The organism is Thermoanaerobaculia bacterium (assembly GCA_018057705.1).
In the GTDB taxonomy this organism is placed as follows: Bacteria; Acidobacteriota; Thermoanaerobaculia; order Multivoradales; family JAGPDF01; genus JAGPDF01.
This window is the reverse complement of the sequence record JAGPDF010000001.1, coordinates 35,223-47,447: the sequence shown is the minus strand read 5'-3', so window position 1 is coordinate 47,447 and position 12,225 is coordinate 35,223. Positions and strand designations below refer to the sequence as shown.

Annotated in this window: 9 protein-coding genes; 4 read left to right on the top strand and 5 right to left on the bottom strand. The window is 68.8% G+C overall.

Features of this window, described 5'->3' with window-relative positions; all coding sequences use genetic code 11:
• Window positions 1-24 precede the first annotated feature (24 nt).
• The 4 genes from KBI44_00195 to KBI44_00180 form a co-directional block, all read right to left on the bottom strand.
• Window positions 25-1,023, bottom strand: coding sequence for a cysteine synthase family protein (locus tag KBI44_00195; protein MBP9142873.1), 999 nt, complete (start codon window positions 1,021-1,023; stop codon window positions 25-27).
• A gap of 184 nt (window positions 1,024-1,207) precedes the next feature.
• Window positions 1,208-2,386: a hypothetical protein gene (locus tag KBI44_00190; protein ID MBP9142872.1), complete on the bottom strand. Its 1,179-nt coding sequence runs from the start codon at window positions 2,384-2,386 to the stop codon at window positions 1,208-1,210.
• Window positions 2,387-2,397: 11 nt separating this feature from the next.
• The gene (locus KBI44_00185) at window positions 2,398-3,783 is read right to left on the bottom strand and encodes a hypothetical protein (GenBank protein ID MBP9142871.1); all 1,386 of its coding nucleotides are present in this window, start codon (window positions 3,781-3,783) and stop codon (window positions 2,398-2,400) included.
• 83 nt (window positions 3,784-3,866) lie between these two features.
• On the bottom strand, window positions 3,867-4,415 hold the full coding sequence (locus tag KBI44_00180; GenBank protein MBP9142870.1) for a hypothetical protein: 549 nt from the start codon (window positions 4,413-4,415) through the stop codon (window positions 3,867-3,869).
• Window positions 4,416-4,641: 226 nt separating this feature from the next.
• On the opposite strand from KBI44_00180, the gene KBI44_00175 reads away from it, so the two are divergent.
• The 4 genes from KBI44_00175 to KBI44_00160 all read left to right on the top strand — a co-directional run bounded on the left by KBI44_00175 (window position 4,642) and on the right by KBI44_00160 (window position 10,743).
• Complete coding sequence (locus KBI44_00175; GenBank protein MBP9142869.1) at window positions 4,642-5,085, top strand: DUF3617 family protein; 444 nt, start codon at window positions 4,642-4,644, stop codon at window positions 5,083-5,085.
• 123 nt (window positions 5,086-5,208) lie between these two features.
• Complete coding sequence (locus KBI44_00170) at window positions 5,209-7,917, top strand: S8 family serine peptidase (protein MBP9142868.1); 2,709 nt, start codon at window positions 5,209-5,211, stop codon at window positions 7,915-7,917.
• A gap of 236 nt (window positions 7,918-8,153) precedes the next feature.
• Window positions 8,154-8,315, top strand: coding sequence for a DUF1328 domain-containing protein (locus KBI44_00165; protein ID MBP9142867.1), 162 nt, complete (start codon window positions 8,154-8,156; stop codon window positions 8,313-8,315).
• Window positions 8,316-8,439: 124 nt separating this feature from the next.
• Window positions 8,440-10,743, top strand: coding sequence for a CHASE3 domain-containing protein (locus KBI44_00160; protein MBP9142866.1), 2,304 nt, complete (start codon window positions 8,440-8,442; stop codon window positions 10,741-10,743).
• Between the two features lie 27 nt (window positions 10,744-10,770).
• On the opposite strand, the gene KBI44_00155 is transcribed toward KBI44_00160, so the two are convergent.
• Window positions 10,771-12,222 (bottom strand): sigma-54-dependent Fis family transcriptional regulator, encoded by a 1,452-nt coding sequence (locus KBI44_00155; protein ID MBP9142865.1) that lies wholly within the window; start codon window positions 12,220-12,222, stop codon window positions 10,771-10,773.
• Window positions 12,223-12,225: the final 3 nt, after the last annotated feature.

The window sequence follows — 12,225 nt, the reverse complement described above, 5'->3', positions numbered from 1 at the left end:
AGCGGAAGATAGCAGGAGCGGCGGCTAGCTCCACCCCTGGCGGGCGATCCAGGGGTCGCTGTAGATCGTCGAGAGGTAGCGGTTGCCGGAGTCGGCGAACAGGGTGGCGATGCGCACTCCAGCGCCGGCACCGTCGGTCGCGGTGAGGCGGGCAGCGAGCTGGCGGACGCCCCAGAGGCTGGCGCCGGAGGAGCCGCCGGCGAAGATCGCTTCGGTGCGGGCGAGCTCGCGGGCGGCGAGGATGGCGTCGCGGTCGGTCGCCTGCACCATGTCGTCGAGGCGCTCCCATTCGGGGCAGCCGATGATCTCTTCGTCGCCCAGGCCCTCGACGAGAGTTCGCTGCGGCGTCACGCGGCGGCCGTGCTTGAAGTGGTCGAGGAACACCGAGCCGGCGATGTCGACCGCCAGCACCTTCACGTTCGGGTCCTGCTCCTTGAGATAGCGCGCCACGCCGGAGACCGTGCCGCCGGTGCCGATGCCGGCGACGAACCAGTCGATGCGGCCCTCCATCTGGCGCCAGATCTCGGGGCCGGTCGAGCGGTAGTGCGCCTCGTTGTTCGCCCGGTCGTTGTGCTGGTCGGGAAAGTAGGCGCCGGGGATCTCGGCGGCGAGGCGGCGGGCCATCCGGTTGTAGCTCTCCGGATGCTCGGGGGGCAGGTCGCCGTCGACCAGCACGAGCTCGACGCCCATGGCCCGCAGGGCGTCGATCTTCTCGGGGCTGGTCTGCTTCCTCACCACCATGACGCAGCGCAGGTCGTACTCGATCGCCATCATCGCGAGACCCATGGCGGTGTTGCCCGACGACGCCTCGACGACCGTGCCGCCGGCCGCGAGCCGGCCGTCGGCCATCGCCTGCTCGACCATGTGGCGGGCGATGCGGTCTTTGATGCTGCCCATCGGGTTCATGTACTCGAGCTTGGCGTAGACCTCACCCGCGAAGCCGGGCACCGCCCGGCGCAAACGCACCATCGGCGTATCGCCGACGGCATCGGAGACTTTCTCGAAGACCTTTCGGACGCTCATCGGGAGCGAGGATAGCAATCCGGACCGCGAAGCGCAGGGGCCGCCAAGGGTTGCCGATGCCGGCCGACGACTGCCTGCGGCAGCCGATGGCTACCGACGACCAAGGACAGTGGCGGCCGGCGGGCGGCGGCCGGGGCGTGCCGACATCGTCGACCCCGCCGCAGCCGCCAACGAAGTCAGCTCTTCAGAACGCCGCGATCAGGCCGAAGCTCACCCGGTCGTCGTCGAGATCGAGATCGTGGTAGATCTCGCCGTTCGCCCGCATGTTGCGCGCCAGGAGGTAGGAGAGCGTCAGAGAGACGTTCTCGGCCTGCGACTCGAGGACGTCCGAATCCACTTTGTTGTAGAGCCCCGCGATCGCCCAGCGGCCGTCCGGGCCGCCGGGGAGGAAGATCAGCTCGGCGAATCCGCCCTCGGTTTTCAGATCCGGTCCGGTGCGCCCGACCAGGAACGGATCCTCGTCGCTGCGCTCGAGATAGATGGCGTTCAACTGCCATTTCTCGGAGATCTCGATGGCGAGGTCGGGACCGAGGTAGGTGAAGCTCGTCGACGGTCCATCGACGAGCTCCTCCTTGCCCCAGTAGCCGAAGGCGCCGACGCGCACCGGTCCGAACTGCCGCGCGAGACGCAGCGCCGTGTTCTTGAAGTCGTTGTCGTCGAAGTTGCCGTTCTCCGCCGCCTCGATGCCGTTGCCGTTGACGATCTGCCCGACGACCTCGACGGCGGCGGGGGCGTGCCAGGTGAGCACCATGCCGCGGTCGTAGGTCAGGTTGCTCGGCAGCACGCCGACGCGGGTCTTGAAGATCGTGTAGTCGTTGCGCTCGAGCCGCAGCTCGCGCTTGAACAGCGAATCGGAGAGCTGGAACTGCCCGACCACCATGTCGACCGGCAGACCGAAGAGGTCGTTGAACTGGAAGAAGGTGTCCTCCAGCTTGACCGACTCGCCCTGCTCGAAGATGGCGTAGAAGTAGTAGGAGATCTTCTCGGTGATCGGCCCGCCGGAGAGGAGCTTGAGCGACCAGGGCCACTCGAAGTCGGTCTGCGGACCGCCGTTGTCCTCGTACGAGGCCCAGGCGTCCATGCGCACCGCGAGCGGCACGTCGCGCACCAGCTTGAGCAGCGGGTCGCCGACGTCGAACGTCGCCCGGGAGGGCTCCTTGGTGGGGTCCTCCATGCGGAAGCCGCGGGCCGCGAACTCCTCGCCGAACGGCTTCAGGCGGGGGAACGGCGCATGGCAGGTGCTGCACGAGATCTGGTACTTGCGGGCGAAAGCCGGAATGGCGCCGGCGTCATCGGTGACGGTGACCGCCAGCAGCACGGCCACCGCGAGCAACGACAGGACGAACGAGCGGGTATAGGTCATCGCGGGCTCCGTCACTGAAGAACGGTGAAAGTCGTTTCGTGGAAGTTGAGGGTCACCGGCGCGTACTCCTCGGCGGGGACCTTGAGGAACTCGCCGACCGACGAGACCAGGCGCGAGTAGTAGAGGCTCGCCCTCACCGTCACCGGTCCGGCGGCCATCTCCTGCGGCAGCTTCCAGGTGTAGGTCTCGGCGACCGCCTGGAGCGGCGCCAGGCGGTAGTCGGTGGCGAACGATGCGGTCGCCCATTGCGCGATCGTCATCCGGCCCTTGGCGTCGAGATACGGCAGGCGGAAGATCCGGTCGCCTGCGGCCATGGTCTCGTAGGTGCCGTCGCGCTTGAGGCCGGCGAACCCGGCGATGTCCCGGATGTCGCCGATGTCCTGGTAGGCGAGCGCGCTCGCCGACGCAATCGTGAGCTCCTCGTCCTTGAACCCCTTGGGGTCGACCGCCAGGTGGTAGCTCTTGCCGGCGGCGTCGGTGGCTTCGACGTGCAGCCAGAGAACGCGCTCCTCGGCCGAGCCGCTGGGGATCTTGTGCCCTGCCTTGGCGTTGACCACCACGGCGGTCATCTTCAGGGTGTCCCCGGGCTCGGCCTCCCGCGTCTCCGGGTGGATCCGCACTTCGGCGACGCCGGCGAGCTTGCCGGGGTCGTGCGCGCCGTGGAAGAGGTGCTGACGGACGTCCGGAAGCTCGGCCCCCATGCGGGCGCTACGCCCCGGCGCCGGCGGCATATGGCACTCCTGGCAGACGACGCCTCCGCGGCCGTGTGGCCCCTCTTTCCACTCGAGGTGCGTCGACTTGACGAACAGCCCCCACGGATTCTTCTCGTTGTGGCAGGTGCCGCAGAACTCGGCGCTGCGCAGGAACGGGTTCTCGCGCGTCTCGTGGTGCGGACTCACCGCGCCGGCGCGCGGGCCCTGCTTGACCTTGCCGGGAGAGATCGTCCAGTTGAAGTTGACCGGCACGTCGCCGCTGAAGCCGGTCACCGTGTGGCAAAGGTCGCACGACACCGATTCGTTGGCGCGGCTACCCTTCTCCGGGCGCTGCGGCGGAATGTCGCCGGCGAGGAAGGCGAGCGGCGCGTGGCAGCCGTTGCAGCCGGCCTTGACACCGGCGACCTTGGCCTCCTTCTCTGCGTGCAGGACGGCGAGCTCGAAGTACTCGATCTCGTCCCAGGCATGCGTGTACGCCTGCGACATCATCGCCTGCTCGTGCTGCCGGGCGATGTCGATGTGACAGGTGGCACACGCTGCCGGACGCTCGAACGCGTCGTACGGCTGGGTGCCCAGGGCTTCGTCACTGACTCTGGGTGCCCCCTGTCCGGCGAGCGGGCCGGCGAAGAGGCAGGCGAGGGAGAGTAGAGAAGAGAGGAGAACTGCGGAGCGGCTTCGGGGCATGAACACCTCCCGGCCGGAATCGGCCGCTCCCTCAAGGGTCGGCCTGCCACCGGGAGGTGTCCACACCCCAGAGGGTGGGCTGTCTAGCGTCGGTTCTTGAAGTCGGCGACCGGCGCGGCGTCGAAGGTCAGGTCGTAGAAGAGGTCGTACTTCTCGAACACCTTCCAGGCCTGGCCGCCGAAGACCCGCAGGCGGCCGGCGAAGTGCCCCGCCACGGCGGGTTCCACTTTCCACTCGTCGTCGCCCGAAACGGTGGTCGAGTAGCACATGCCGTCGCCGAACTCCGGGTGGCAGATCGAGATGTCCGCCTTGCCGCCGGACCGCGCCTCGACGACGACCCGCTGCGGGGCGAACTGCAGCGCTTCGACGAGCGTCTTCGCCTGCCGGAGCTTCGCCTCGTCGAGCGGTTTCGCCGTGATCATCACGACGGAATTGATCTCACCCTCCTCCCAGTTGTCCGGGGCGTGGAAGAGGTAGGCGTGGTTCACCGCCAGCGGCTTGCCGTTGACGGTGACCTTGCCGGCGGTCTTCTGCGGCGTGATCGGGGTCACTGCGAAGGCCGGAGCGAGAAAGGGCGTGGCGACGAGAAGAGCGATGGCGATTCTGCAAGAGCGGGCGTTCGAATGGGGCATGGGGGTCTCCTTGAACCTGAGACGCCGAAAGGGGCACGAAGAGGACACTCCGCAACCGAAGGGCCTGGCCGGCCGTCGTTTCCGACGATCTGGCAGGGGCAGCCCGACGGGTGCTGGTGGTTCGGACGGCCGCATGTCCGTTTGGCGGCGCGGATGGCGTTCGTCTCTACGACGCTTCCGGTCCGCCCGCCTGTTCCACTCTCACCGATCCTCGAGGAGTCCACGCATGTCGCGCTTCGCCCTCCAACTGACGCTCGCCCTCTCGCCGTTCGCCGCTCTCTTCCCGCTCGCCGCGGCCACTGCCGCCGCCGACTTCCCCACCCGCAAGCCGGGCATCTGGGAGACCACGATGACAATGGACGGCGGCGCGCCGGTCACCCACCGGATGTGTTTCTCCCCGGCGGTCGAGAAGAAGGTGCTGGAGACCACCGCCGCCGCCTGCTCGCGCTACGAAGTGCGCCGCGACGGGCCGGCCTGGATCATCGACTCGACCTGCAAGATCGGCGCTGAGGTGACGAGCGGACGGGTCGTGACGACCGGCGACTTCACCGGCCGGATCCACGCCGAGGTGACGTCGGAGTCGGCGGGCAAGACGACCGCGATGACCCTCGACGCCAAGTGGCTGCGCGACTGCGCGCCCAACGAGAAGCCGGGCGCCATCGTGAAGTAGGGGAGCGGCGTCGCCCCAGCCTGTCCGACGCCGTTCGACCCGGGTGAACTCCTACACCGACCCGCTCCCGAAGTGCGCGATAGAATCAGGATCCGCACCCTTTCGTCCAGCTTCGGAGGCTCGATGCATCGATTTCTCGCCGTGGCCCTCGCGCTCGCCCTGCCGCCCGCCGCAGCCGCCGCACCTGCGGCGTTCGCCGACAAGATCTCCCCGGCTCTGGCTCGAGCCCTCGGCGAGGCCCCCGACGGCCGGGCCGAAATGCTGATCGTGATGGCCGAGCAGGCCGACCTCGGCGCGGCCCGCGGAATTTCGGGCAAGGCAGCCAAGGGCCGCTTCGTCTTCGAGAGCCTCACCGCGACGGCGCGCCGGACGCAGGCGCCGCTCCTCGCCGAGCTCGCGCGGCGGGGCGTCCCGCACCGCTCCTTCTGGGCGGCGAACTTCATCTGGGTCGAGGGCGACCGCGCGCTCGCCGAGGCGCTCGCGGCGCGCGGTGACGTGGCGCGGCTCGACACCAACCCGCGTTTGATCCTCCAGCCGCCGGTCGCCGAGCCGGAGGACCTCCTGCCGCGGGCGCCGGAAGCGATCGAGTGGAACATCCTGAAGGTCAACGCCGACGACGTCTGGGCCCTGCCGCCCGGCTACAACGGGCAGGGCGCCGTCATCGCCGGCCAGGACACCGGCTATCAGTGGGATCACCCGGCGCTCAAGGAGCAGTACCGCGGGTGGGACGGCGCGGTGGCTGACCACAACTACAACTGGCACGACGCCATTCACGCCGGCGGCAGCAACTGCGGCGCGGACTCCCAGGTACCTTGCGACGACACCGACCACGGCACCCACACCATGGGCACCATGGTCGGCGACGACGGCGCCACGAATCAGGTCGGCATGGCGCCGGGGGCGCGCTGGATCGGCTGCCGCAACATGAACGAGGGGGCTGGCACCCCGACCACCTACATCGAGTGCTTCGAATGGTTCATCGCGCCGACCGACCTCACCGGGCAGAACGCGAACCCCGCGATGGCGCCGGACGTGATCAACAACTCCTGGGGCTGCCCGGAATCCGAAGGCTGCAACCCGGGCAACTTCGCCGTCATGCAGCAGGTGGTCGAGAACGTGCGTGCTGCCGGCATCTTCGTCGCCGTCTCGGCCGGCAACGACGGCTCGTCGTGCTCGACCGTGAATACGCCGGCCGCCATCTATGACGCCGTCTTCTCGGTCGGCTCGACCACGTCGTCCGACGCAGCCTCGAGCTTCTCGAGCCGCGGCCCGGTGACCGTGGACGGCTCGAACCGGATGAAGCCGGACATCGCGGCGCCCGGAGACAGTGTGCGCTCCGCGCTCCCGGGCGGCGGCTACGGCTTCAAGTCGGGCACTTCGATGGCGGGCCCGCACGTCGCGGGCCTGGTCGGGTTGTTGATCTCGGCGGTGCCGGCAGCGGCCGGCGAGGTCGACCTGCTCGAAGAGGTGATCCGTCAGAGCGCCTTCCATCCGACCGCCATCGCGCAGATCTGTGGCGGCGTGGATACCAACGTCTTTCCGAACAACACCTTCGGTGCCGGCCGGATCGATGCCCTGGCGGCGGTGAACCTCCTCCTCTCGCAGGCCGGTTTCCAGACTGCCGTGACACCGTCGGGCCAGGCGGTCTGCGCGCCGGCGAATGCGCTGTTCGATATCGCGGTCGACCAGCTGGGAGATTTCTCCGAACCGGTGACGCTCTCGGCATCGGGGAACCCGGCCGGCTCCACGGTCGACTTTCTGACCAATCCCGTGGCGCCACCCGGCACCTCGTTGATGACCGTCACGACCACAGGTGTCGCGGCCGGCGCCTCGACGATCACCGTCACCGGCACGGCGCTGCCGAGCGGCCTCGAGCGCAGTGACACGGCGACGCTCCAGGTCTTCACGACCGGAGCGGCCGCTCCCGCGCTCACGACGCCTGCGAACGCCGCCACCAACGTCGCGGTGCGGCCGGCCTTCACCTGGAGCCCGGCGGCCGGCGCCGCCTCCTATCTCCTCGAAGTCGACGATGCTGCCGACTTCGCGAGCCCGGTCCATAGTGCCACGCTCACGGGCACGACCCACACCCCGGCGAGCGATCTGCCCTCGAACGCGGAGCTCTACTGGCGGGTGACCGCCAGCAACCCCTGCGCATCGGCGGTGTCGCCGACCTTCTCGCTCGCCACCGTGCCGCTGCCCGGAGACTGCGCGACCGGCGCCATCGCCAACGCGATCTACGAGTACGGTTTCGAAGCGGGCATTGGCGACTGGGCCTCGAGCGGCACGGGCAACACCTGGGCGCAGTCGTCGGCGCGCGTCCACTCCGGCGCCTTCGCCTGGCGTGCCCTGGACGTGGACTCGACCTCCGATCAGCGCCTGGTCTCTCCGGCGATGCTGCTGCCCAGCGGCGAGCTGCCGCTCACGCTGCAGTTCTGGAATCACCAGACCTTCGAACCCCGCAGCGGCGGCTGCTGGGACGGCGGGCTGCTCGAAATCTCCACCAATGGCGGTGCGACCTACACCCCGATCACCGCCGGACTCCTGACCGATCCGTACGACGGGCCGCTCGGCAGTGGCAATCCGGCCGCGGGACTCTCCGCCTGGTGCGGCGATCCGCAGGACTGGATGCGCTCGGTCGTCGATCTCGCCCCCTGGGCGGGGCAAACCGTGCACTTTCGCTTCCGCGCGACGTCCGATGGCAGCCTCGGCCGGGCGCCCGACGGCTGGTACCTCGACGACATCAGAGTCCAGAGCTGTTTCGTCGCCACGACGCTCTTCCTCGGGGACTTCGAGGCCGGGAACGCCTCGCAGTGGTCTCTCGTGGTCCCCTGATCGGCCGGTCCGGGACGCTGGCGCAGGCGCGGAGGCGGGCGGCGCAGGTTCTACAAAGGAATCCGTCCCGCGACGGCCGCGAGCCTCTCGATCTGCAGTTCGGGCCCGTATCGGCCTGGTTTCGCGTCGGCTCCGGTTCTGCCGGATTGGCACTCTCCTTGCTATCGACATCTGCGCTGCCGCCGTTGCGGGAGGCTTCTCGATCCGATTCGAACGAGCTCTGAGAGGAGCCACTGATGCTGTCCTGGGCCGTCGCCTTCCTCCTCATCGCCGTCATCGCGGCGGTACTCGGTTTCGCCGTGATCGCCGGCACCGCAGCACTGCTCGCCAAGGTCGCTGTCTTCGTCTTCCTGGTGCTCTTCGTGGTCGCCCTCGTTGTGGGCCGCAGACGCAGCTGACGCAGTTTTCGCCGCCCAGGTCGATGACCTGACAGACTCGCGTCCTCCCGACGGCCGCGCGCCTTCCGGTGCGGCGGGCTCGAAACGGATGGGGCGGACGGAAGCGAACCTCCGGAGGTGGACGGTGAAAGCGCAGCGCCGCGAAAAGATCTTCACCGGCTCTCTCCTGCTGGGTATCTCTGCGGTCCTCGCCCTGATGATCGGCAACATCTTCGTCACGCAAAACACCAGCGAGGATCAGCGCAGCGCGACGGCCAGGGTCATCCACACCCTCGACGTCATCGCCCGTCTGGACGAGATCTACGCTCTCGTCTTCGAATCCGAGTCGGCGCAGCGCGGCTTCATTCTTACCAGCGACGCCGACTTCCTCTCGATGTATGCCACTACGGCGGCCGCCGCGGAGCAGCGCATCGACGAGCTGAAGACCGCGAGCTGGGACGATCTGCGGCAACGGGCGCTCGTCCAGCGCCTCGGGGCGCTGGTCAACGAGCGCCTCAAGCAGACGGATGAGGTGGTCCAGGTCAGCAAAGGAAAAGGGCTGCTGGAGGCGCGCCGTGTGCTGCTCGCGAATCGCAGCAAGGAGACGATGACCTCGATCCAGGGGCTCATCGTGGCGATGAAGGCCTCCGAGGACGAGGTCCTGGCGAAGCGGCTGCGGAGCGCCGACGCGAGTCATCGCCGGTCGCAGAGCCTCAATCTGGCCGCGGGGGTGCTGGGTCTGCTGGCGCTGGGTGCCTTCGTTTTTCTGGTCGACCGGACCCTGCGGGCCCGCGAAGCCGCCGCGGACGAGATCGCACGCCAGCGCGAGACCCTGCGGGTCACCCTGGCGAGCATCGGCCACGGCGTGATCAGCACCGATGTTCTCGGCAGGGTGGTCTTCCTCAACGCCGAGGCGGAGCGCCTCACCGGCTGGGAGACCTCGAAGGCCGCCGGCAGCCGTCTCGAGCGGGTCTTCCCGATCGTTGACGAGGAGACCCGCGAGCCGTTCGACAACCCTGCCGCGATCGCCCTGCGCGAGGGCGCCGACGCCGGCCCGGCACATCCGACGCTGCTCATCGGCAGGGACGGCGACGAACGGCCCATCGACCACCTCGCCGCCCCGATCCGCGACTCTCAAGGCAGGATCGCTGGCGCCGTATTGATCTTCCGGGACGTCAGCAAGGAGCGGTCCTCGACCCATCAACTGCGTCAGCTCGCCAGCGAGCTCTCGGAGACCGACCGCCGCAAGAACGAGTTCCTCGCCATGCTGGCGCACGAGATCCGCAATCCGCTCGCGGCGATCCGCAACTCGGTGGCGATCCTCAGGCACGGGGGCCGCGAAGCGGAGATCGCGGCGGCGCAGGGGGCGATCGAGCGTCAGATGGTGCATCTGGTGCGGCTGATCGATGACCTCCTGGATGTCGCCCGGATCAGCCGAGGGAAGCTCGCGCTCCAGCGGTCGCGGATGGACCTGCGGCAGGCCCTCGAGCAGGCAATCGAGGTCAGCCTCCCGATGTGCAGGGAGAACGAACAGGTGCTGGACGTCGAGATCCCGGATACGCCGCTCCATGTCGACGGCGACGCCGTGCGGATCACGCAGGCGATCGCCAACCTCCTGAACAACGCCTGCAAGTTCACCCAGCGCGGAGGCCGGATCCGGCTCACCGTCGGTGTCGAGAACGGCCATGCCATCGTCCGGATCCAGGACAACGGCATCGGCATCGCGGCCGAGCATCTTCCCCGGCTGTTCGACATGTTTTCGCAGATCGACACCAGCCTCGAGCGCACCCAGGGGGGCCTGGGGATAGGGCTCAATCTCGTCAAGCAGTTGGTCGAGATGCACGGCGGGCGCGTCGAAGTCCGTAGCGGCGGGATCGGCAAGGGCAGCGAATTCATCGTTCACTTCCCGGTGCTGTCGGTGCTCGACAGCGCTACCGATGCGCCGCCGCCCTCCGAACCGACGATGGTGCCGGTATCCGCGGTCGCCGCGGTATCGGCGGTATCTGCGGCACCGGCGCCAGCATCTGTCGCGGGCGAGGAGAGCGGCGCCCGGCTTTCGTCGAGCGGCGAGCGGCGGAAGATTCTGGTCGTCGACGACAATGCGGATGCGGCCGACTCGCTGGCGATTCTCCTCGGCCTTCAGGGGCACGAGACCGAGGTGGCACGCGATGGACTGGAGGCTGTGGAGAAGGCTCTGAGGACGCTGCCCGACGTCGTGCTGCTCGACATCGGCCTGCCGCGCCTGAACGGCTACGAGGCCGCGCGCCGCATCCGGTTGTCGCCGGCGGGCGGCGCGATGCGCCTGATCGCGGTCACCGGCTGGGGCCAGGACGAGGACCGCAACCGGTCGCGTGAAGCCGGCTTCGACGATCACCTGGTGAAGCCGGTCGATGTCGAGCTGCTGGGCCGGCTGCTTGCGAAGCTTCCGCCCGGCTCGCGCGAAGCCTGACAGCGCAACAGCGCCGCCGGGCCTTCTTCAGCCGGGTGGCTCGGACAGCGGCTTCGTCTTGGGCGAAGCCCCTGTCCAATGGCCCGAGGCCTGATACTCACGCAGGCGCGAGTAGAGCGTCTTGGTGCTGATACCGAGCATCTCCGCCGTCTTCGTCTTGTCCCCCCCGCTGAGCTCGAGGGTGGCGATGACGAGCAGGCGCTCGGCGTCGGCGAGTGGCATCCCGGGCTCGATCGTGATGCTGCGCTTCGAGGGCGGCTCGCCCTGCGCCGCGCGGGCCCGGGGCGCCGGAAGGCTGGCCAGGGCCTCCGGCGCGATCTCGGCGTCGGAGAGGATGAAGGCGCGCTGCAACACGTGCTTGAGCTCGCGGACGTTCCCGGGCCAGTCGTGCGCCCGGAGCTGGTCGAGGGCCGCGGCGGCGATCTTCTTGCTCGCGCCCTCGGCGACGTTCATCTCCGCGAGGAAGTGGTCGACGAGCAGGATGAGGTCGTCCTGGCGGTCGCGCAGCGGCGGCAGGTGCACCGGAAAGACCCTGAGGCGATAGAGCAGGTCCTCGCGGAAGCGGCCTTCCGCGACGGCGACGTCGAGATCGCGATTCGAGGCCGCGACGATGCGCACGTCCACCTTGATCGGCCGATCGCCTCCGATGCGCGAGAAGGTGCCGCTCTCGAGAACGCGCAGGAGCTTCACCTGCAGCTCGTACGGCATCTCCCCGATCTCGTCGAGGAAGAGAGTTCCGCCGTCGGCGCGCTCGAAGTGGCCGCGATGGACCCGGTCGGCGCCGGTGAAGCTGCCGCGCTCGTGCCCGAAGAGCTCGCTTTCGATGAGATTGGCAGAGATCGCGCCGCAGTTGATCGAGATCATCGGCCGCGTTCTGCGCCGGCCGAGCGCGTGCACGGTTTCGGCGACCAGCTCTTTGCCGGTGCCGCTCTCGCCCAGGATCAGAACCGTGGCATCGGTTGGCGCGACGCGGGCGACCTGATCGAAGAGCTTCTGCATGACCGGCGAGGCACCGACCATCGCTCCGAACCTGCCGAGGCCGCGCAGCCGGTCCCGCAGCTCCCGGATCTCCCCCCGCAACTGCTGGCGGCCGGAGGTCTGGAGCAGAACGGTGCGCAGACGCGCCATGTCGAGAGGCTTGACCAGGTAGTCGACCGCTCCCCTGCGCAGCGCGTCGACGACGGTCTCGACCGACGAGTGGCCGGTGACGACGATGACGTCGGGCGGTTCGGCGAGGTCGTCTTCGAGCGGCACCGCGAGCATCTCGAGGCCGCTGCCGTCGGGGAGGAAGAGGTCGACCAGGACGAGCTCCGGACGGAACGAACGGAGCAGCGTGCGCGCCTGGGCGAGATTCCCGGCCGAGGCTGCCTCGAAGCCCTCGCCCTCGATGACCTCGACGAGGGCGTCCCGGGAGTCGGGGTCGTCCTCGATGACGAGAGCGCGCAGCTGCGCGGAGCGATCGTTTGCGGGAGAGCTCATGGA

Coding starts and splice junctions, on each gene's coding strand:
- KBI44_00180 (MBP9142870.1), bottom strand. CDS start 4,415: ATGCCCCATTCGAACGCCCGCTCTTGCAGAATCGCCATCGCTCTTCTC.
- KBI44_00170 (MBP9142868.1), top strand. CDS start 5,209: ATGCATCGATTTCTCGCCGTGGCCCTCGCGCTCGCCCTGCCGCCCGCC.
- KBI44_00190 (MBP9142872.1), bottom strand. CDS start 2,386: ATGACCTATACCCGCTCGTTCGTCCTGTCGTTGCTCGCGGTGGCCGTG.
- KBI44_00155 (MBP9142865.1), bottom strand. CDS start 12,222: ATGAGCTCTCCCGCAAACGATCGCTCCGCGCAGCTGCGCGCTCTCGTC.
- KBI44_00185 (MBP9142871.1), bottom strand. CDS start 3,783: ATGCCCCGAAGCCGCTCCGCAGTTCTCCTCTCTTCTCTACTCTCCCTC.
- KBI44_00175 (MBP9142869.1), top strand. CDS start 4,642: ATGTCGCGCTTCGCCCTCCAACTGACGCTCGCCCTCTCGCCGTTCGCC.
- KBI44_00165 (MBP9142867.1), top strand. CDS start 8,154: ATGCTGTCCTGGGCCGTCGCCTTCCTCCTCATCGCCGTCATCGCGGCG.
- KBI44_00195 (MBP9142873.1), bottom strand. CDS start 1,023: ATGAGCGTCCGAAAGGTCTTCGAGAAAGTCTCCGATGCCGTCGGCGAT.